A 22,860-nucleotide genomic window follows, 5' to 3' on the forward strand; every position below is an offset into this window, starting at 1 on the left:
CATATATCAATTATGAGTAATTATCATATCAAACACTTAGAAGAATACTACCAAGTCTACCGTAAATCGGTTAGAAATCCAGAAGTTTTTTGGGAAGAAATTGCCGAAGAACATTTTATGTGGCGAAAAAAATGGGACAACGTATTAAGTTGGGATTTTACCAAACCTGAAGTAAAATGGTTTGAAGGTGCGCAACTAAATATTACCGAAAATTGTATCGATAGACACCTATACACAAGAGGCGATAAAACCGCGATAATTTTTGAACCTAACGATCCAAAAGAAGAAGCAGAACATATCACATATCGCCAATTACACGATCGCGTTTGTCGTATGGCAAATGTGTTAAAAGAAAAAGGTATTGGTAAAGGGGATCGTGTGTGTATTTATTTACCAATGATTCCAGAATTAGCCATTTCAGTATTAGCTTGTGCGCGAATTGGTGCGATACATTCTGTGGTATTTGCAGGATTTTCATCTACAGCATTAGCAACGCGTATCAACGATTCAGAATGTAAAATGGTAATCACAAGTGATGGATCGTATCGTGGTGCAAAAACAATTGATTTAAAAGGTATTGTAGACGAAGCTTTAGAAGAATGTGATTGTATAGAAAGCGTTTTAGTAGCAAAACGAATTAATAGCGATATTACTATGAAAGACGGTCGCGACCATTGGTTACAACCTTTATTAGACGAAGCTTATCACGATTGCGTACCAGAAATAATGAATGCCGAAGATCCGTTATTCATCTTATATACTTCAGGTTCTACAGGAAAACCAAAAGGAATGGTGCATACAACTGCAGGATATATGGTGTATACGGCATACACGTTTAAAAATGTGTTTCAATACCGCGAAAAAGATGTGTATTGGTGTACTGCAGATATAGGTTGGATTACAGGACACAGTTACATAGTTTACGGACCATTATGTAACGGTGCTACTACAGTTATGTTTGAAGGTGTACCAAGTTACCCGGATTTTGGACGCTTCTGGGAAATTGTAGAAAAGCATAAGGTTAACCAATTTTATACGGCTCCAACAGCAATTCGTGCATTAGCAAAAGAAGGTGTAGACCACTTAGAAAAACACGATTTATCATCTTTAAAAGTGTTAGGAACGGTTGGTGAACCAATTAATGAAGAAGCCTGGCATTGGTACGATGATAACGTCGGACAAAGAAAAGCACCAATTGTAGATACGTGGTGGCAAACTGAAACTGGTGGGATAATGATTACGCCAATTGCATTTGCAACGCCAACAAAACCAACGTATGCGACGCTTCCTTTTATCGGAATTCAGCCAGCTTTAATGGATGAAAACGGACAAGAAATTAAAGGAAATCAAGTAGATGGTAGACTTTGTATAAAATTCCCTTGGCCAAGTATGGCAAGAACTATTTGGGGCAATCATCAACGTTACAAAGACACCTATTTCTCGGCTTATGATAACAAATATTTTACAGGTGATGGCGCGTTAAGAGATGAAGTAGGGTATTACCGTATTACAGGTCGTGTGGATGATGTCATTATCGTTTCTGGTCATAACTTAGGTACTGCTCCAATAGAAGATGCTATAAATGAACATCCAGCTGTTGCGGAATCTGCAATTGTAGGTTTCCCTCACGATATTAAAGGAAACGCATTGTATGGTTATGTTACTTTGAAAGAAACAGGCGAAAGTCGTAACCATGATAACCTACGTAAAGAGATTAACCAGTTAATTACCGAGCAAATTGGACCAATCGCTAAGTTGGATAAAATCCAATTTACTGCAGGTTTACCAAAAACACGAAGCGGAAAAATAATGCGTCGTATTTTACGTAAAATAGCTAGTAAGGATACAAGTAATTTGGGCGACACAAGTACATTATTAAATCCAGAAGTTGTTCAAGATATTATGGATAATGCATTGTAAATTATATAAACATTAAATATTCATAAAAAGCATCAAGACAATGAGTTTTGATGCTTTTTTAATTCAACACTTTGCTATCTTCGCCCAAAACAAAACAATTCTATGCTTAAAGCAGTTTTATTCGATATGGATGGTGTTATTGTAGATACAGAGCCTTTGCACCGAAAAGCCTATCATCAAATGTTTGACGACGTTAATATTAATGTAGATGAAGATTTATACGCCTCTTTTACAGGACAGTCCACTATTAACATCTGCAAGCGTTTGGTAGACCATTTCAATTTGAATGAAACACCAGAGCATTTAGTCAGTTTGAAGCGTAAGCACTATAAAATCTTCTTTGAAAACGACGATTTAGACCTTATTGATGGTGTTTTAGAAAGAATACAAGATTATCACAATAATGGTGTGAAATTGGTAGTAGCGTCTTCAGCTTCTATGCCAGGAATAAAGCAAATTTTTGAACGTTTTGACCTTAATCAATATTTCAGCGCTAAATTTAGTGGTGCAGATTTAAAAAAGTCAAAACCACATCCTGAAATCTTTCTGAAAGCAGCAGAATCTACAGGCTTCGATAAGTCAGAATGTATGGTTATTGAAGATTCTACAAACGGAATACAAGCCGCACATTCTGCAGGAATTTATTGTGTAGGTTTTAAAAGTCCACATTCAAGTCATCAAGATTATTCTCTGGCGAATAAGGTTATCACAAGCTTTGAAGAAATAGCTTACGATAAAGCTTACGACTTGGTTTAGCTGTATTTATCGGTAATTTCTTTTACCGTATTTTCAATAAATTTATTTTGGGTTTGTTGTTCTAAAGCAATTGGTTGTTCAATTCTATTCTGACTATCAAAAATGCTATAATCCTTAATTTTTTTAAGGTCTACAGTATGCGATTTTATTTTAGAATCTTCAAGAAACGCAACTTTACGTTCTAATTGTTTATCAATTAACAAGCCTAAGCTAATACTTTTAAAACTGCCTTTTTCTGAAGCGTCTTCATTAGTAGAAGTTAAAACCAAATAGCGACAATTATTGTCAGGATGCTCTATAATGTTAATTCTAAAGCTGTAATGTTTCTGTTTTTTAATAGCTGAGGTGTCTAAACTAGAAACACCAATCCATCGTCTACAGAATAGTTCCTTGGTTTCATCTTCTTTTTCAGATAAATTATTAATGAGATGCAGCTCTTTTTCAATATGATAATTGTTGTTGCCTTTCTGATGCGAAAAACGAATAAAAAAGATATTCAATAAATTGAATTCCTTAGGTAAAATATTAGTTAGTCGCTGATAGAATGTTTCAGATGAGGCATTAAAGCTTTCAATTAAAGCTAAAAATTTATCAACGTGAAAGGTTTTCTTTTCAACCAAAAGTTCCAATTCCTTAGCTAGCGGAAGTTTGGGAACGAGTAGTGCACCAGCAAAATAAGACGCGTAGAAATTATTGAGTACTTGGTCAAAATTATCAAATTTTATCCACGAGAAAGTGAATAGACGTTCTTCGTAATTCAAATAATTATAAGCAATTTCCTTAGCGTATATAAAGGTACATTGTGGGTCATCGAGCTCGCTAGAAACCAATAATGTTTTGGTTTTTGGGACAAACACAGAACGTAAACCATCGATGTGATGAGCGTCTAATTCCGATTTATTGATGGTGTATCCAAACTCTTCAATAAGAATATCCTCTAATTCGCCAGACTGAATAGGTGTGTTTAAATCTATGTGGTAAGCCTTGGCAAATTTTAAAACCTTAGTTTCAATATCGTCAAAGTAATTGTTGTTAGCTTCTTGTAAACTTCGGACTGACGCCAAATAAAAACTCTCTCTTGTAAAGCTGTAATCTTGGGCAATTTTTATAATAGTGTTTATAAACGCATTTACCTTTGCAGGTGCATTGGCAATAATATCTATTAATGTACTTTCTTGAATTCCAAAATGTTCTAATGGAATTTCCTTAAGGATTTTACCACGTAAAATTCGGCCAACAGGTGCCAGATTTTTATCAAGTTTTAAAGACACCATATGGTCATAAGGTACCTCTAATTGTTCTGCAAGAACTAAAATTTTATCCGTTTTTGGATATTTTTTTCCTTTTTCAATTTCGTTTAAATAGGATTTTGAAAGTCCTGTAAGTTTAGATAATCCAAAAAGTGAAATCCCACGTTCTGTACGGATTTGCTTCAATTTTAACCCAAAAATAAGTTTGATATAATCTTGTTCCATATACACAAATATAACACTATTTGCGAACTATCTTAAAAAGCGAAAATATATTTTTAGCGAACGTTCGCTTGTTTTTTTGAAAAATAGGTTGTAACATTGTTTCATCAAAATCAATAGGTTATGGAAATTACAACATCAAATCAACAAACTGTGAAGTTTGCTTCAGAAGTAAAAAATGTTTATCCAGAAATTTTAACGGATGACGCTTTGGTATTTTTAAATGCTTTACACGATAAATTCAATTCATCTCGTCTGGCATTATTAGAACGTAGAGAAAAACAGCAGTCGGTTTTCGATAGTGGTAAGTTTCCTTCATTTCCTGTTGAAACTGTAGACATTAGAGAGTCTGACTGGACAGCAGCACTAATACCAGAAGATTTACAAGACAGACGTGTAGAAATCACTGGTCCTGTTGACCGTAAAATGGTTATAAATGCGCTCAATTCTGGTGCTAAAACTTTTATGGCAGATTTTGAGGACAGTAATGCACCAAGTTGGACAAACAATATGGATGGGCAAATCAATCTTAGAGATGCCAATACTAAAACCATAGAGCTTATTGATGAGGCTAGAGGTAAGCATTACAAGTTAAATGAGGAAACAGCAGTACTTTTAGTGAGACCAAGAGGTTTGCATCTTAACGAGCGCCATTTATTGGTAAACAATAAAGAGATGTCTGGCAGTTTGGTGGATTTTGGATTATACGTGTTTCATAATGCTAAGACCTTGATGGAAAATGGTTCTGCGCCATATTTTTATCTTCCAAAATTAGAGCACTATTTAGAAGCGCGTTGGTGGAATGCGGTTTTTGAATTTGCACAAGCGTATCTTGGTGTGCCACAAGGAACCTTTAAGGCAACTTTACTTGTTGAAACGATTACGGCAAGTTTTCAGTTAGATGAATTTATTTATGAATTAAAAGACCATATCGTTGGGTTAAACTGTGGTCGTTGGGACTATATCTTTTCATACATCAAAAAGTTTAGAAATCACGATGGATTTGTGGTTCCAAATAGAGACCAAGTGACGATGACAACGCCTTTTATGGCTGCGTATTCTAATTTGGTAATTCAACGTTGCCATAAAAGAGGGATACACGCAATGGGCGGAATGGCAGCACAAATTCCGATTAAAAACAATCCTGAAGCCAATAAAGCAGCACTAGAAAAAGTACGATTAGACAAAGAACGTGAAGCGAAAAATGGTCACGATGGTACTTGGGTAGCGCATCCTGCTTTGGTTGAAGTGGCAATGAAAGAATTCGATAAGTATATGCCAACGCCAAATCAAATCTTCAAAAAACGTGAAGATATTACAGTAACCGAAGCTGATTTGGTAGAGTTGCCACAAGGCACAATTACTGAAGCTGGCGTTAGAAAAAATATTAATGTTGGTATACTATATATGGAAGCTTGGTTGCGAGGTTATGGTGCAGTTGCACTTTACAATTTAATGGAAGATGCAGCTACAGCAGAAATATCCAGAACCCAAGTATGGCAATGGTTAAAGAACGAAGCGTTTTTGGAAGATGGACGTCAATTTACCAAAACTTTATTTGATGAGATTTTTGATGATGAAGTTGAAAAAATCATACGAGAAGTAGGAGAGGGCAAGATAAAAAACACGAAGTTTTGTGATGCTATCAACCTTTTTAAAAAACTAGTAAAACAAGAAAAATTTGAAGAATTTTTAACGCTTTCAGCTTACAGACAAATCTAAACGTAACGTCACATCGAGTGTCCTGACCATAAGTCAGGATGTATCGAGATGCATTCAAACTAATAACAAAAAATAATCCCGCTAATGCGGCAACATTAAACGGGATTCATATTAAATCTAATATATCATTAATACATTTCAAAATTATGAAAAATTTACCACAAAGTAACTATGCTTCTGCTTTGGAAACTGTAAAGGATTTAAAAGCAAAATTTGGTAACAATTGGGCAGCAATTAATCCAGAAAATGCTGCAAGAATGGCAACCCAAAATCGTTTTAAAACAGGTTTGGATATTGCAAAATATACAGCAGCCATAATGCGTAAGGATATGGCAGATTACGATGCTGATTCGTTAAACTATACACAATCATTAGGTTGCTGGCACGGTTTTGTGGCGCAACAAAAAATGATTGCAGTAAAGAAACACCACAAAACAACAAGCAAACGCTACTTATACTTATCTGGTTGGATGGTTGCAGCATTACGTTCAGAATTTGGACCATTACCAGACCAATCTATGCACGAAAAAACGGCTGTACCAGCTTTAATTGCTGAGATTTACGATTTCTTACGCCAGGCAGATGCTATTGAGCTTAATGATTTATTTAGAAGACAAGCTAATGGCGAAGATGTGCAAAATGAGATTGATAATTTTGAAACGCATATTGTACCAATCATAGCAGATATCGATGCTGGATTTGGTAATGAGGAAGCGACGTATTTATTGGCGAAAAAAATGATTCAGGCTGGTGCTTGTGCTATTCAGATTGAAAACCAGGTTTCTGATGCTAAACAATGTGGTCATCAAGATGGAAAGGTAACTGTTCCGCACGAAGATTTTATAGCTAAGTTGAATGCTGTGCGTTATGCATTTTTAGAGTTAGGTGTAGATGATGGTGTTATTGTGGCGCGTACAGATTCTGAAGGTGCAGGATTAACACAAAAACTACCTGTAAGTAAAGAGCCAGGCGATTTGGCTTCAAAATATCTAGCATTTGTAGATGCTGAAGAAGTGACTATGGATGATGTCAAAGAAGATGAAGTATTATTGAAGCGTGATGGAAAACTCGTAAGACCAATTAGATTACCAAATGGGTTGTATAAATTCAAAAATGGTTCTAACATCGATAGAGTAGTGCTAGACTGTATTACAAGCTTACAAAATGGTGCAGATTTATTGTGGATTGAAACACCAACACCAAACGTAAAACAAATAGCTAATATGGTAAATCGTGTGCGTGAAGTGGTGCCAAATGCTAAATTGGTGTATAATAATTCGCCATCATTCAACTGGACGTTGAATTTCCGTAAGCAAGTATTTGAAGAAATGTTAGCCGAAGGCGAAAATATGACAGCGTACGACAGAAATAACCTTATGAATGCTGAATATGATGGTACGGAATTATGTCATAGAGCCGATGAAAAGATTAAGACATTCCAGATAGATGGAGCTAGAGAAGCTGGTATTTTCCACCACTTAATCACGTTGCCGACGTACCATACAACTGCATTACATATGAATGATTTAACCGAAGGTTATTTTGGTAAAGATGGAATGTTGGCTTACGTAAGAGATGTGCAGCGTCAGGAAATTAGAAAAGGTGTGTCTTGTGTAAAACACCAAAGAATGGCAGGTTCTGACCTTGGCGATGACCACAAAACATTCTTTGCTGGAGATAAAGCGTTAAAAGCAGGAGGAGCTAAAAACACTTCTAATCAGTTTGATACTAAAGGCAATGAAGTTAAAACAAACAAGAAATTAGGTATAGTGGCTTAATAGGCTTGATAATACAGTTAGTGTTACAATAATCAATTGTTTTATTAATTTAGTTAGGTGAAAACACATCCGATTCTGGGTGTGTTTTTTTATTTTTAAGGAAAGCTAAATTTAAGCTAATAGGTTTGCTTTTAGGATGTTATTTTACAATTGTACTGTATTTAAACAAGTAATATTACATTTTATCTAAATTATTCAATTCATGGTTATAAATTCATTTCTTTTGGTTAGCTATTAATGTCCCAAATAAATTAAACTTTGCGATTTATTTACCTCAACATATTATTGTTTGTGCTATTGAGTGCAAATCTTAATGCTCATGGTGATTTACACAAAAGAATTCAGAGTGTTACTGATGAGATTAAGAAGAAACCTGATAGTGCTAATTTATACTTCAAAAGAGGAAAATTATATTATCAACATAGTAACTACGAAAGTAGCTTAACAGATTTTAAGTTTTCTAAAGAATTAGGTTTAGAGAGCACAGAGCAGAATTTATATATAGCCAAAAGCAATTATCATCTTGAAAATTTTTCGGTTTGTAAGAAAACCATCAAAAAAATTTTAAAAGAAAATCCTGAAAATAATAATGCATTAAAGTTACTGGCAGATATATATTCTAAAAAAGGTAAACACAAAAAGGCTGCAGAATTATATGATAAAGTTATAGATAACTCTGAAGTTACTTATCCTGAAGATTATTTATATGCGTCAAAAGCTTGGTGTGCAACAAACTCTAAAGAAGGGCAGGTGCGCTCTCAATCTATATTAATTAAAGGGATTGATAAACTGGGTGATATTGTTGTTTTATACAATCAATTGATTTCAGTCTGTATAGATATAGAAGATTTAGAATCGGCAGTGACATATCAAAAGAAAGTTATAGAAATAAGTAACAGAAAAGAACGAGCTTATTTAAAACTTGCAAAAATTCAAATTTTACAAAAAAAATATAACGATGCTCAACAGTCTATTATTAAGGCTGAAGAACACTTTCAAAAACTACCTCATAGATTAAGGAATACTAAATTTATGAAAGTGTTTTATTCAAAATTACTATCAACAAAATCAAGCTTAAAAAATCAAAATTAGATGAAAAAAAATTATGTCTTATTACTTTCGTTGTTCATTGCTTTGTCTTCCTTTGGACAAACAATAACAAGGATACCTTATCTTCAAAAAGGTACAGAAACAGGTGTTACAATAAAATGGCGAACAGATATAAATGATGTTTCAGTTGTAGAGTATAGTACAGACGAAACATTTGCTACATATTCTACAACTAGTGATGCGTCACCAAAAGTTGACCATGAACTTGATATTACTGGTTTAGCTTCAGGAACGGTTTATTACTACAGAATTGGAACAGGCGGTAGTTTGTTGGCGCAGAATACAGATTTATATTTTAAGACGCATCCTTCGTTAGGATCTACAGATGCTTATACATTTTGGATTCTTGGAGGAATTGGTAAAGCACATCATAGTTCTAATGCAGCAAAAGCAATTGAAGTACGAGATGCTTTCTATTCTTATATAGGAAATAATAAATTAGATGGTATTATGTTAACAGGTGATAATGCCGATTCTCATGGTACAGATATACAATATCAACAAAGTTTATTTGATACGTATTCTGATAAAGTTCAGAATTCTATAGTATGGTCGACAATAGGTAACATAGATGGTAAGTATATAAATTCAGGATCGAGTATAGTAGGTGCATACTATGATATTTTTTCTTTTCCAACAGCAGGTGAATCAGGAGGTGTAGCATCAGGAACAGAATCTTATTATTCTTTTGATTATGGAAATATTCACTTTATTGTTTTAAATTCTTTTGAGGAAGATAGATCTGTAGGTGCAGCAATGTATAATTGGGCTTTAAATGATATTCAAAATACAACTCAGCAATGGATTATTGGATTATGGCATCATCCTCCATATTCTAAAGGTTGGCATACTTCTGAGGGATTACAATATGCTGGTGATCCTGCTGAAATTGAGCTAATAGAAATGCGTGAAAATATTATACCAATGCTAGAGGCGAATGGAATAGATTTGGTAATAGCAGGTCATAGTGAATCTTATGAAAGGTCATATTTTATAAATGGTCATTATGGAGAATCAGCATCTTTCGATTTTGCTACACATGCAGTTGGTCCTAATGGAGACGGAGATGGTAAGCCAAATGGTGATGGTGCATATAGTAAAAGTAGTGTAGGTGAAAACGCTGGATTAGGAACAGTATATTCTGTAAATGCAACTGCATCTCGTATTGCTAATGGTACTTTTGATCATAATGCAATGTATTATGGTGTAAAACAATATGGAACAGGTGTGTTAGAAATTGATGGAAACAACCTTTCAATGAAATTTTTAAATAGATATGGTGTTATTGAAGATAGTTTTGCTATCCATAAAGGACCAGACTATGTATATGATAATGGTTGGCAAGATGGTAACGATCCTAATGGAGTAGCTACAGATTTAGAAGATTTAGTTGTAGTTTCTGGAGATGCAAACATATCAGCAAGTACGACATTTAATACAGTTACCGTAAATCCAGAAGGAAATCTAATTGTAGATCCTAGTGTAACTTTAACGGCTAAGAGTATTATTCTAGAGTCAGATTCTGATTCTTATTCAAGTTTATTACCTTCTTCTACAAGTACTATCGTGGGTAGAGCGAGATATAAAAGGTTTGTAAACCAAATAGGTACAGCCGCTGGTAGTGGCAATGATCTTGTATCTTCTCCATTAACTGAAGGAACAATGGAGGTTTTTAGTGATTTTGCTAACTGGAATAAAAATATTGCAGCACTAAATAATATCAGAGCTTTTGCTCCTTATAATAATGTTTCAGGAGATTATGAAAATTATGATATTGTTGTAAATGAAACAACACCATTAGAGGCTGGTAAAGGCTATAGAGCAGCAACACTAGATGGTAGTCCTGTTGTTTTTACTGGTAATGTAAATGTAGGAAATGTCAATACAACTATAACTGCTGGATCGGCTAGCTCTTGGAATTTAGTAGGTAATCCTTATACAAGCTATATAGATGCTCAGGCTTTTATTAGTGAAAACGGCTCATTAGGTAATGATGTTTTAGACTCTAATTACAATGCTGTATATGGATATAATTCTGGTACAGATGGATCTAGTATATGGACAATTATAAATAATGTACAGAATGTAGGTAAAACTATTGCGCCTGGACAAGGATTTTATGTGTATTCTAATGGTACAGGAGGTGCTGGCAATTTAGCATTTACACCTACAATGAGAACAACTTCTGGTAATGATGATTTTATTTTGGGAAGAAGTAGTAGTAATTCAATATCTCATTTAAACCTAAAAATAAATAATTCTTCAAGCAGTTATAACACTGATTTTTATTTTTCTGAAGATTGTTCTTCTGGATTAGATATAGGTTACGATGCAGGATCTTTAGATGCTAGCAATTCTAATTTTTCATTATATTCTCATTTAGTTGCTGATAACACTGGTGTAGATTTAGCAATTCAATGTCTGTCTTTTGATGATATGGAAAGTGTGGTTGTGCCTCTAGGAATCAATGCTTCTTCTGGTGATAATGTTAGTATTAGTATAAATGAGAGTGACCTATCTGATGATATTAATATTTATCTAGAAGATAACTCAGATAATACATTTACTTTACTTAATACTAATACTTACAACTTTGCTGTTATAGAAGATTTAGAAGGAACAGGAAGATTCTTTTTACATTTTTCACCTTCAACATTATCAATAGACACTAACATAGTGAATGGTTTAGATATTTATACAAGTACAAATCCAGATTACTTAAATGTAAAAGGTAAATTGGTTGGTACAGCTCAATTAGATCTTTACGATGTGCAAGGTAGGTTAGTATTGTCTAGGGAGCTTGAGAGCGGAAGTAGTACAAACTCTATAAGTGTTGAATCTTTACAGTCTGGTGTATATGTTGTAAAGCTTAATATTTCTGGCATTACAAGAACAGAAAAAGTGATTATAAACTAACTTACACAGAACATAAAAAAAAGAAGCTCATCTAATTAGGTGTGCTTTTTTTTTAAACGAGTTATAATAATCCAATACGATTATGATTTTTTTCTAATTCTTTTAAGTTAAGTCTTGAGTCTTTATTGAGTTTAGCTACTAGCTTTAAAAAGAGTAATGCAGTAATATAAGCGTCTCCTGAAGCTGTATGTCTATCGTGAAGTGGAATTTTAAATCTATTTGCAAGTTCATCTAAACTAAAATGTGTTTTGCTTGTGTCTATTTTAGTTTTTTGAAATAAAGAACCAGTATCTAAAACTCTATTTTTTAATTTAGGAAGTCCTAATCTTGCAAGAGATGCATTAATCATAGCAACATCAAAAGCAGCATGATGCGCAATTAAAACAGCATTTTCTATATAATTTAAAAAAAGGTTTATGGCTTTAGATTCTTCAATTTTTATAAGTTTTCCTTCTTTTAGAAGCCCATGAATCTTTACAGTATCAGCATTAAAAGTATCTTGTCTTAGATATAACTCTAGTTGATCAGGTACTTTTATTTTTAGACCCTTAATTGCTATGCAACCTATAGATAGTATTTTATCGTTTTTGGTGTTGAGTCCAGTAGTTTCGGTATCAAAAACAACAAATCTAATTTTCTCAAGGTTCTGTTCTTGGGCTTTTGAAAAACTCTTTAAATAAGCCTTCCAAAACTCAGGATATAATTTTCGTTTAAACCAAGCCATCTTAAAGTAATTGTGAAAGTTTAAATCGCATTTTAATAAGCTCCTGAACTTCTTTAACAGCTTTAAAACTTCGTTTTAGTTGCAAGCGATTTCCTTTATCTAAAGTTTCTAAATCTATAAATCTACCAGAATCATGGTGTCTAAGACCTTGTTTTGTTCTAAATGTTAAGAGATTTTTATAGGATTCTAAGCAAAAAAGAAATGTGTCTTTGTTTTGTGGTTCTAATTCTGCTAGTTTTTCAAAACGTTCTAAAGTGTTGTTTATTCCTTTTATATTATGAGAAAGAACTAATAATCGAGCAGCATCTACAAGAGGCATCATTGCTCGTGCTTTAATATCAAACTGATCTTTATGTTCACCGTTATCTTCAACTAAAAATTGCCTAAAAAAGCTTAGTGGAGGTGGGTTTAGTAGTGCATTTCTTCCTAAATAGGTTAAAAAAATTGTGCGGCTGTCAATACTTTCAAAAATACTTTCAGATAATTGACTAACCAGCTCTTTATTGCCATATACATGCTCATAGTCAAAAAAAATGGTACAAAGCATTAGGTTGTTTTGATCTGGTGTTGTAATCCAGTTATTAAATTGTTGCGACCATTCTGAGGCTGATTGACACCACTTTGGGTTATTGGCCATCATATTAGCTGGGCACAATTTAAAGCCTACAGTTTCTAAGTCTTTGTTTATATAATCAGATAGTGTTAAAAAGTATGATTTTATGTTGTCGTAATTTTCATCTTCAACATCTTCAAAAACAAGAGCATTATCTTGGTCTGTCATTAATAATTGTTCTTGTCTGCCTTGACTACCAATAGCCAACCATGCAAATTCGACAGGTGGCTTTTTACTCATTTTATCAATTGAAAATTCAATTATCTTTTGAGTAATTGTGTCATTAATCGCTGAAACTAATCTTGAAATAAAGTCTATAGGAATGCTTTGCTCTAAGTATCGCGCTAGTAATTTTTCGGTACGTTGTCTTATGTTTTTTAACTGTTCTGCAGAATGACTTCGTTTTATTTCTTTTATAAGTGCAGAAGCATTATTTTCTCTAAGTACAATAATATCATGCTCAGACAAGATGCCTGTTAAGCTAGAATTGTTAGTGCCATCTTTTGTAATGCATAAGTGCGTAATTTTATTTTTTAGCATTGCAATCTGTGCCTCTGCCACAGTTATTGTTTCAGGATAACTAATAACAGGCGAGGACATTATACTAGAAACTTTATCACTGATTTTATACTGTCCTGTGGCAATTTTAGTTCTTAAATCTTTGTCGGTAATAATACCAATAGGCTTGTGATTATCTACGATTACAATAGACCCTACATGCTTTTCTGTCATAATACAAGCAGCATCTTTTATAGAAGTATTTGCGGCACATGTTACAGGATTTTTAGAATAATCTGCAGTTTGTAAATAGGTGTATTCTGATGAGTTTTGAAGCGTTTTTACAAAATCATCATCATTAGGATTTCTTCCTCTAGTATTTGAAACAAAGCTAGCCATAAGAAATTGGCTGGCATCAACATTTGCTGTAATATAAGTTTCTAGGTTTTTTAGCGAAATGCTATAGACTATCGTTTCTTCAATGGCTTTAGCATTCAGTTTGTATTTGCCTTTTCTTAGTAAAGCTCTAAGACCAAAAATATCTCCTTCATCACACTTATCTACCAAGTTATTGTTGGCTCTAAAAAGACCAATAGCACCATCTCGTACCACATAAAAATGATTAGCAACGGGTTGTCCTATTTCAAAAAGTAATTGGTTATTTTCTAAATAAATAACGTCAACAGATTTTGAAACAGATAAAAGTTGCTCTTTGTCTAATAAATTAAAAGGCGGAAACCCTTTTAAATAGTCATAAATGCGTTCTGCAATGGTATTCATGTAAGCAATTTAACTAAAAAATGACCTCTCTTTAATGAGAAAGGTCATTTTTGTTGCTAAAATGCTATAGGTATATTATCCTTCAAAATCAAAATCTTCATCACCATTTCCGTTTCCAGAACGATTACGTTTATTGGCTTGTTGGTTAAATCTGTAAATAAAAGAGAGATTAATTTGGCGTTGTCTCCATTGCGATTCATTGTATCTGGTAAAGAAATCAGTAGTGGTTGTAGATTGTCTTTTTCTTGAGTTTAATAAATCTCTTACGTTTAAGGATAATGTTCCTCTGTTTTTTAGAATTTCTTTACTAAATGCTAAATCAATAGAAAGAATACCATCTGTGTCTGATTGAGCATCTTGCATTGCTCCTCTATATCTTGCATTTGTTTGCCAGTCTATCTTCCAAGGTAAAGTAACTTTTGAGCTAAATCTTGCAAACCAACTTGTGTTTTTGGCACTATAATCTACACCATTAAAATCTCCTTCGGTTTCAAATTGAAAGAAATTAAAACTAGAATTTAATCTTAACCATTTAGCAGGATTGTAAAGGAATCCTAATTCGGCACCTGTTCTTTTATTAGTTGAAAGGTTAATAGGAATAGTTCTAATAATATCTATACCATCTGTGGTTTGTTGACCAGTATTTTCTTGAATACGCTCAAAAGAGTCGTCTTCGTGTTGGTAATAAACAGAAGTTGTTAATGTAAACTTCTCCCAACGTTTTAGATATCCTAAATCAAAAGTGTTTGAAAAAGCAGGCTCTATGTTAGGATTACCTTGAAAAACATTAGTTCTACTAGATCTTGAAGGAAAAGGATTTATAAACCAACCACGTGGTCTGTTGATACGTCTGTTGTATCCAAGTGTTATACTTTCTTCGTTATCAGAGTCTGAGCCATTAAGGTTGTAAATTAAGTTTAAGGTAGGGAAGAGGCCTAAATAATTATTGTCAAAATCTGTATCTATAGGAAAGCCAAAAGCTTCTACCAATTCTTCATCAGATAATCTAGAGTCTATTTTTCCTTTAAGCTGTGTGTGCTCTAAACGTAACCCTAACAGGAAAGAAAACTTACCAAACTTAGATCCGTACTGACTATAAATTGCATTTACGTTTTGGTCATAGTCAAAAATATTGGTGTAGATATCGTTAACTTCTAAATTACCGTTGTCTAAGTTTTCTTGTTCTAAGGTATAATCTGTAATTTCATTTTGAAGTGTACTTCTAAAACCAGCTTCAAAACGAGAGCCTTCGCCTAAAGGTAGTACATAGTCTGCTTGTAAAAGATATTCCTTTTGATCTTCGGTAGTGGTTTCTTGCTCAATCTGAAAAGGTTCTGGGTTTTCCTGATTTGTAAAAATGTAATCTTCATTAAGGAATGTAAAACCTTCTTCAGAAGAGTTTTCAAATTGAAAATCTGCCGTTAATTTATGATCGCTATCGTCACCAAATTGCTTTACATAATTTAAAGAGATTTGGTATCTGTTATCTTGTTCTGTTTGTTTTTCTCGTCTCAGCGTTTCTTCTACTATTGCGCCATCATTAAAACGTTCGCTATTATTTAGAGATAAATCTGCATCGCTACCTAGTCTATAAAATAAGCTACCAGTTAAAGAAGAGCTGTCATCTAAAAAGTATTCCATGCCTATATTGGCATTGTAGTTTCTATTAAGACGTTCTACTTCTTGGTCTTCTCTAATTCTTCTGTATTCTGGTTCTATTATAGTGCCATCTTCAGTTTGATCAAAATAAGTAACATCATTAAAGCTATTTCTTGGTGCATCAAAATATCTCCAACCTATATTAGAGAATAGATTGAATTTTTCTGTACGGAAGTTTAATGCTGCCGAAACTCCAACGTTATCTGGATTACCAAGCGTAAAGTTTAATGAGCCGTTAAAACCAAGTGTTTCTTTTTGACGAAGTATGATGTTTAAAATACCAGCTGTTCCTTCGGCATCATATCTAGCTGAAGGAGAAGTGATAACTTCTACGCGTTCTATGGCCTCAGCAGGAAGTTGGCTTAAAATATTGCTGTCTCCAAAGCCAGCCATAGCAGATGGCTTACCATTAATAAGTATTCTTACGTTTTCGTTTCCGCGAAGACTTATAGCACCTTCAACATCTACTGCTACTGATGGTACATTATTTAACGCATCACTAACTGTACCGCCAGCAGTGGTTAAATCTTTTCCAATGTTATAGACTTTTTTGTCTAATTTAATTTCTACAGTAGTCTTTTCTGCTACGATAGTAACTTCATCTAAAGAAGCAATGTCTAAAGCAAGTCCTACAGTACCTAAATTTATAGATTCAGATAAGGTTTTGTTTAAATATTCTTTGGTTACATACGAGATGTATTCTACGTATATGTTGTATGTTCCTGGAGTAACTTCTACACTGAATTTTCCGTCGGTATCAGTGATACCACCTGTTACAACTTTGTTGTCTGTGGTAGATTTTAGTGTTATTGTGGCATATTCTAGAGGAATATTAGTGCCTTCTTCAAGAACTTTCCCTTCAACTTTTATGTCTTTTTGAGCATAAGATAAGGATAGGGTAAAAAATAAGATTAAAAATAGAGGTAAATTTAGTTTCATTACAAGTGGTTAGTGATTTTGCCTTTTTAGATGAGCAAAAATACTTTTACTTGCGGTGCATTTGGTTAATCTTATGTTAAAGGAAAATACAGAATTTTAATTTTTAAGAACGACTTATAAAGTCTAATTATCTTTGTCTTTCTTTCTGTTTTTACGTTTTTTCTTCTTTTTCTTTTTTACCTCTTTTTCATCAAACTCTCCTTTAATCAAGTCTTTTATTTTAGCCATATCGTTTTTAGATATTAGCTCTTCTAAGTCTTTAAAATGAGATTCATCAAGTTTTTTTATGGCTTCCTCTCTTTCTAATGAGTGCTCATAGCGAGTTTTTAGAAGTTCGCTTTTTGCATCATAGTAAGAATTTAGGTATTGCTTTATTATTTCTTTTTGAAAATCATCAGCCTCAAGGGTAGTCAAAAAATTTGCAATATACTCGTCCTTTCGGTCTTCTACTTTTTGCTCGTACTTTGCAATTTCTTCTTTTGTAGGCTCTCTATTAATTATAGGGTTTCCCATGCGGTCTCTTCGACTTTGACTGTATGAGCTCAATCCTAGGAGCAACGCAAATGCAAGTAATACTATTTTTTTCATGATTAAATAATGTCTAAAATTAGTTCTTTAGGTCTTCCTATTACAGCTTTATCATTATTAACAATTATTGGGCGTTCAATAAGTTTGGGATGCTCAATCATTGCTTTGATAATTTGTTGATCGGTTAATTTCTTTCCTTTGTAATCTGATTTCCAGATGGCTTCATTCTTTCTTATCAAATCTATTGGTTTTATTTCTAATTTTGAAATAATTGCCTTTAGTTCATCTTCATTTATAAGGTCTTCAAGATATTTTACTACCTCAATTTTTTTTCCTGAATCTTCTAAAAGAGCAAGTCCTTCTCGAGATTTTGAGCATCTTGGGTTGTGGTATATTGTTATCATGATGTTGTATTATTCAATTTTTATGCCAATAGTTTAATGTAATAAAAAACAATGGCTAATCTTCATTTTTTTGTCCCATCATCATAAGATAGGCTTTTAAGAAAGGCTCTAAGTCACCATCCATAACAGCATCTACGTTACCGGTTTCATGTGCTGAACGTACATCTTTAACCAACTTGTAGGGATGCATTACATAATTTCGGATTTGACTTCCCCATTCAATTTTCATTTTGCTAGCTTCAATATCTTCTCGCTGCGCTAATTGTTTTTGAAGCTCAATTTCATACAATTGAGATTTTAGCATTTGCATTGCTCTTGCTCTGTTGTCGTGTTGCGATCGGGTTTCAGAACACTGAATTTGAATACCAGTAGGTTTGTGTAATAGTTGAACTTTGGTTTCTACTTTATTTACATTTTGACCTCCAGCACCACTAGATCGAGCAGTTGTAATTTCTATATCAGCAGGATTTATGTCTATCTCTATAGAATCATCTACCAATGGATACACATATACAGAAGCAAAACTTGTGTGGCGTTTGGCATTACTGTCAAAAGGCGAAATTCTTACCAAACGATGGACTCCGTTTTCTCCTTTTAACCAACCAAAAGCATAATCTCCTTCTATCTCTAAAGTTACAGTTTTTATACCAGCAACATCACCTTCTTGATGGTTGAGTTCTTTTACCTTAAAACCATTTTTTTCGGCATACATTAAATACATGCGCATTAGCATACTAGCCCAATCACAAGATTCTGTGCCACCAGCTCCTGCTGTAATTTGCAAAACAGCGCTTAAGCTATCTCCTTCTTCAGAAAGCATGTTTTTGAACTCTAGTTTTTCTATGGCATTTATAGCTTTTTCAAATCTAGATTCTACATCATCTAAAGTAGCTTCGTCCTCTTTATAAAATTCATATATAACTTCTACATCTTCATAGAGTGTTTTGGCAGAATTATAATCATTAACCCAGCTTTTTTTCTCGCGAATAGAACGCATTACTTGCTCGGCTTTTTTTGAATCATTCCAAAAGTTAGGATCGAAAGTTTGCTCTTCTTCGTTAGCAATTTCTATAAGTTTTGTATCTAAGTCAAAGATATTGTCTAAGTATGTCTAGACGGGAATTAAGATCTTTTATTTGATCTGATGTTATCATAATAAGTTGAAATTTTCACAAATATAATAGGCATAAATAACGTGCCATAATTTTGAATTGCTTTTTTCATCAATAAAAATGAGAACAAAAAAACCGTCTAAAATTATTTAGACGGTTTTTGAGAATATTATTTGGCATCAGTTACGATTACCACCACCAGCACCAGTTGTATGAAGGTTCGTAGTCACATAATTCGCCACCAGATGTACTAGTTCCGCTAACTACTTCTACAACACCTCTTTTGTAACCAGGACCAATATTTAAGTCACAATTAACTTTAAATTTAGTGTAGTAACAGTTGCCAACATATACATAGATATACTTACCAAATGTACCGTCTGCATTAGTTCCGCTAACAGCCATTTCATCGTTATGACCTACAACGCTATCAAATATTTTAACAGCATAGCATGTGTTTTCGTAACGTTGGTATAATCTTACTCTATAATCGTTATACCAGTCCCATTTGAATGTAATTTGGTTTACATCACCAATACAATCGTTACATTCTGCTTCTGGTAAGTCTTTAGTTATCATTATAGCCTGTACATTGTCATAATCAGCAGGAATAAGAAGTAAACCTAATTTACCACCACACTCAGGAGTATAGCCTTCACCATTAGCAACAGCAGCATCGTATATTTCATCACCTATAGCGTCATCAATATATCTTCTCCAATCACCTGGGGTAGGAGTTAAGTAATCTGTAAAGTCATTATCATAAGGACCTTCTATAAGTTTCCAGATTGCATATTGTACATGACCATAAGTGTACTCAGAATCTTCACTGATATCAATGTTGTTTAATATCCAGTTAACTTTATCAAAGTTTTGTGGGTTTGTATATACGTTTTCAAACTCACCACCTGCTAAAATTGCTGTGTCGTATGTAGATACTACAGTAAAGTCTATAAAGTCATCGTCCTCACCAAGGCTAGGTAATCTGTCAGAACAATAAGCTTGTATCATATCACCACCATCTATAGAAACATCAAAATAACCATTTGTTCCAGGTTTGTTTAAAACCTCTACATTTACAGTAGTATCATAGCCAGTTTCAAGTAATTCTGGTGTACAATCAATGTAGTCGTTGTTGTCATTGTTTTGACCACCACCATGATGTCCACCTCCGTGGTGTCCACCACCTTTAGCATAAGTTAGAGAAGGAGTTGTAAGTTCTTCACTTTTTTCGTTGAACGTTAACTCTTTGTCTTCTTCACCGTCAGATACAACCATGCCTTTTTCGTCAAATCTTAACTCGGCTTGTTGTTGATTTTCAATTTCTTGAGTACTCTCGTTTTGACAAGAAGCAAAAACGACTAGAGCCACAAGCAATACTAATTTTGAAATGTGTTTCATAATTATTTTTTAGGTTAATAGCATTAAATATTTGCGTAAAAGTATTTGTTAAAATTATTAACACGTTAAAAAGTTGACGAAGTGGGAGAATTATTAGTTAAATAGTTGAACGTCAATTTTTATCGACGAAAAAACAAGTTGTATTGGATAACAGAATTAGTGTTCAATTTGTCGAAGAAAATTTTAAATGGAGTTTAATTATTTACTTTTGAGCGGTTTAAAATAAAGTTGTATTTCTTAATGTATATGAATGCTTCTTTTTAGTGAAAATTGAAAATATCTAAGCCTTCATATTTACCAGATGAAAAATAGTCCTAACACTTTTTCGATTCTAATTCCTGATGGTGAAACAACATTGCTTTCCAATGTTGTTCATAGTCTATCTTTGATTAAAGGAGTGAAGATTTATGTTCTTTCTTCTCATAAAAAGAAGTACTTTAAATACTCAATAGATAACAGTTGTTTTAAGCATTCTAGATTTATTGAAAAATTTATTCACTACAAAAACACAACTACTCAAGATTGGATAAATAGAATTGATGATACGGTAGAGATCTATAACATAGATTTAATCTTACCAATTTTTGATGTTAGTACAAAAAGAATTTTAGAGCATCTTAGCCTTTTAAGAAACACGTCTAAGCTTTGCGCTTTATCAGATCTTAATGATTTTGAAACAGCAATTCGTAAAGACTTACTTTTTCTTTTTTTAAAATCTAAAAATTTACCTTGTCCAGATGGTATTATTGTAGATTCAGCATTTAATATAGAAGCTGCAGATATAAACTTCCCTATTGTTGCAAAACCAACTTATGGTTTTAATGGAGGGATGGGAGTGAAGCTACTTAAAAACAAGGAAGAATTAAGAGAATATATTTCTACTAGTAAATCTGAAGACCCAATATTACTTCAAAAATTTATAAAAGGATTTGATGTAACCTGCAATGTGTTTTGCGATAATGGTGATATAAAAGCTTATACTATGCAGAAGGCTGCAATGGTGAAAAATGTGAAAGTAACACCTCAGTTTGAGTTTAGTTTTTTTCATGATGAAGCTTTATTAAAGCTAATGATGAATTTAATGAAAGGACTAAACTGGTCTGGTGTTGCAAACATTGATTTTAGATTTGATGAAGTTGATAATACTTATAAGATAATTGAAATTAACCCAAGATTTTGGCTTAATACAGAAGCATCTGCTTTAGCAGGTGTTAATTTTCCATATTTATATTGTTTATCAGCTCTAAACAAAGATATAGAGTTTAAACCTGTTAAAGAAGGAGTGTTTTTGCACCTTAAGGCTTTAGTGAAGCATCTTCAGCGTAACCCTTTTTTAATTTTTAAGATTAATTATCTTTTTAATAATACACCTTTTAGATTTATAATAAAAGACCCTTTGGTGGTGTGGTGCAAGTTTGTATGGAGAAGCAATAATATTATATCTTCAAAAATTCTTAAAAGGAAACCATCCTAGTATATTATCTTTACATCATAAAATTAGTTTATGATTATAGATTTAAGAAGCGATACAGTTACTAAGCCAACACAAGGCATGTTAGATGCTATGATGTCAGCTAAGGTTGGTGATGATGTTTATAAAGAAGATCTTACGGTAAATGCTCTTGAGCAGCGATTAGCAGAAATGTTTGGAATGGATGAAGCCCTGTTTTTTCCAACAGGTACCATGGCAAATCAAACAGCATTAAAACTACATACAAATCCTGGAGAGCAGGTTATTTGCGATAAATATGCGCATATCTATAATTATGAAGGAGGAGGAGCTTCATTCAATAGTGGAATATCATGTCATTTAATAGATGGATACAGAGGTATGTTTACAGCAAAGCAAGCGGAAGCAGCAATTAACCCTCCAGAGTTTTACCATAGCCCACTAACAGCATTAATAGAAATTGAAAATACAACAAACAAAGGTGGTGGTGCGTGTTGGGATTTTGAAGAATTAAAAAAGATTAGAAAAGTAGCTGATAAGCATAGTTTAGGATATCATTTAGATGGAGCAAGACTGTGGAATGCTTTAGTTGCAAAACAAGAAAGTGCTAAGCAGTATGGAGATTTGTTTGATACCATATCTGTATGTTTGAGTAAGGGCTTGGGTTGTCCTGTTGGTTCCGTGTTAATAGGGAAATCTGAATTAATGAAAGGTGCGTTGCGTGTAAGAAAAATTCTTGGAGGTGGTATGCGCCAAGTAGGCTATTTAGCAGCCGCAGGTTTATATGCTTTAGATAACCATATAGAACGCCTTAATGGCGACCATAAAAGAGCAAAAGAAATAGGTGAGGTCTTATCTCAAATGCCTTTAATTAAAAAAGTAGAACCAATAGAAACTAATATTGTCATTTTTGAATTAAATGATGGAATTAGCGAAGTGGGTTTTCTTAATAAATTAAAAGAAAAAAACATACATATTATTGGTATGGGAAGCAATAAACTACGAATAGTTACGCATTTAGATTATACCAATAATATGCATGAGGTGTTGTTAAGTACACTTAAGCACTTATAGAAGA

General features: G+C 33.3%; 16 protein-coding genes. 8 read left to right on the top strand and 8 right to left on the bottom strand.

The window, feature by feature from the left end; translation table 11 throughout:
• The first annotated feature begins 12 nt into the window (after positions 1 to 12).
• A complete protein-coding gene (gene acs, locus P7122_RS06800; protein ID WP_278005027.1) occupies positions 13 to 1,920 on the top strand; it encodes an acetate--CoA ligase in 1,908 nt (635 codons plus the stop codon).
• 102 nt (positions 1,921 to 2,022) lie between these two features.
• A complete protein-coding gene (locus P7122_RS06805) occupies positions 2,023 to 2,676 on the top strand; it encodes an HAD family hydrolase (protein ID WP_278005028.1) in 654 nt (217 codons plus the stop codon).
• On the opposite strand, the gene P7122_RS06810 is transcribed toward P7122_RS06805, so the two are convergent.
• A complete protein-coding gene (locus P7122_RS06810) occupies positions 2,673 to 4,151 on the bottom strand; it encodes a helix-turn-helix domain-containing protein (protein ID WP_278005029.1) in 1,479 nt (492 codons plus the stop codon). The two genes, P7122_RS06805 and P7122_RS06810, sit on opposite strands and share 4 nt — an antisense overlap.
• A 120-nt stretch (positions 4,152 to 4,271) precedes the next feature.
• On the opposite strand from P7122_RS06810, the gene aceB reads away from it, so the two are divergent.
• The 4 genes from aceB (at position 4,272) to P7122_RS06830 (ending at position 11,674) form a co-directional block, all read left to right on the top strand.
• Entirely contained in the window at positions 4,272 to 5,870 is a 1,599-nt protein-coding gene (gene aceB / locus P7122_RS06815) for a malate synthase A (RefSeq protein WP_278005030.1), read from the top strand.
• Between the two features lie 146 nt (positions 5,871 to 6,016).
• Complete coding sequence (locus P7122_RS06820) at positions 6,017 to 7,648, top strand: isocitrate lyase (protein WP_278005031.1); 1,632 nt, start codon at positions 6,017 to 6,019, stop codon at positions 7,646 to 7,648.
• 297 nt (positions 7,649 to 7,945) lie between these two features.
• Positions 7,946 to 8,740, top strand: coding sequence for a tetratricopeptide repeat protein (locus tag P7122_RS06825; RefSeq protein ID WP_278005032.1), 795 nt, complete (start codon positions 7,946 to 7,948; stop codon positions 8,738 to 8,740).
• Positions 8,741 to 11,674 carry a DUF8693 domain-containing protein gene (locus tag P7122_RS06830; RefSeq protein ID WP_278005033.1) on the top strand — a complete coding sequence of 978 codons (2,934 nt, stop codon included), beginning with the start codon at positions 8,741 to 8,743 and terminating at the stop codon, positions 11,672 to 11,674.
• A gap of 61 nt (positions 11,675 to 11,735) precedes the next feature.
• On the opposite strand, the gene P7122_RS06835 is transcribed toward P7122_RS06830, so the two are convergent.
• From P7122_RS06835 to P7122_RS06865, 7 genes are all read right to left on the bottom strand, one after another.
• Entirely contained in the window at positions 11,736 to 12,398 is a 663-nt protein-coding gene (locus tag P7122_RS06835) for a 3'-5' exonuclease (protein WP_278005034.1), read from the bottom strand.
• A 1-nt stretch (position 12,399) separates the two neighbouring features.
• Positions 12,400 to 14,289: a DUF294 nucleotidyltransferase-like domain-containing protein gene (locus P7122_RS06840; RefSeq protein WP_278005035.1), complete on the bottom strand. Its 1,890-nt coding sequence runs from the start codon at positions 14,287 to 14,289 to the stop codon at positions 12,400 to 12,402.
• A gap of 75 nt (positions 14,290 to 14,364) precedes the next feature.
• On the bottom strand, positions 14,365 to 16,887 hold the full coding sequence (locus P7122_RS06845; protein ID WP_278005036.1) for a TonB-dependent receptor: 2,523 nt from the start codon (positions 16,885 to 16,887) through the stop codon (positions 14,365 to 14,367).
• Between the two features lie 123 nt (positions 16,888 to 17,010).
• A complete protein-coding gene (locus P7122_RS06850; protein ID WP_278005037.1) occupies positions 17,011 to 17,475 on the bottom strand; it encodes a hypothetical protein in 465 nt (154 codons plus the stop codon).
• A 2-nt stretch (positions 17,476 to 17,477) separates the two neighbouring features.
• Positions 17,478 to 17,819: an arsenate reductase (glutaredoxin) gene (gene arsC / locus P7122_RS06855; protein WP_278005038.1), complete on the bottom strand. Its 342-nt coding sequence runs from the start codon at positions 17,817 to 17,819 to the stop codon at positions 17,478 to 17,480.
• A 55-nt stretch (positions 17,820 to 17,874) separates the two neighbouring features.
• Positions 17,875 to 18,973, bottom strand: a protein-coding gene (gene prfB, locus P7122_RS06860) for a peptide chain release factor 2 (RefSeq protein WP_278005039.1) whose coding sequence is annotated in 2 segments (ribosomal slippage) — positions 17,875 to 18,909 and positions 18,911 to 18,973 — 1,098 coding nt in all. Because the reading frame shifts where the segments join, the coding sequence is not laid out codon by codon here.
• A gap of 147 nt (positions 18,974 to 19,120) precedes the next feature.
• Entirely contained in the window at positions 19,121 to 20,332 is a 1,212-nt protein-coding gene (locus P7122_RS06865) for a hypothetical protein (protein WP_278005040.1), read from the bottom strand.
• 301 nt (positions 20,333 to 20,633) lie between these two features.
• Between P7122_RS06865 and P7122_RS06870 the strand changes: the two genes are divergently transcribed.
• Both P7122_RS06870 and P7122_RS06875 read left to right on the top strand, forming a co-directional pair.
• Positions 20,634 to 21,806 (top strand): ATP-binding protein, encoded by a 1,173-nt coding sequence (locus P7122_RS06870; protein WP_278005041.1) that lies wholly within the window; start codon positions 20,634 to 20,636, stop codon positions 21,804 to 21,806.
• A gap of 30 nt (positions 21,807 to 21,836) precedes the next feature.
• On the top strand, positions 21,837 to 22,856 hold the full coding sequence (locus P7122_RS06875) for a threonine aldolase family protein (RefSeq protein WP_278005042.1): 1,020 nt from the start codon (positions 21,837 to 21,839) through the stop codon (positions 22,854 to 22,856).
• Positions 22,857 to 22,860 lie beyond the last annotated feature (4 nt).

This window comes from Winogradskyella marincola (assembly GCF_029624125.1).
Taxonomy (GTDB): Bacteria; Bacteroidota; Bacteroidia; order Flavobacteriales; family Flavobacteriaceae; genus Winogradskyella; species Winogradskyella marincola.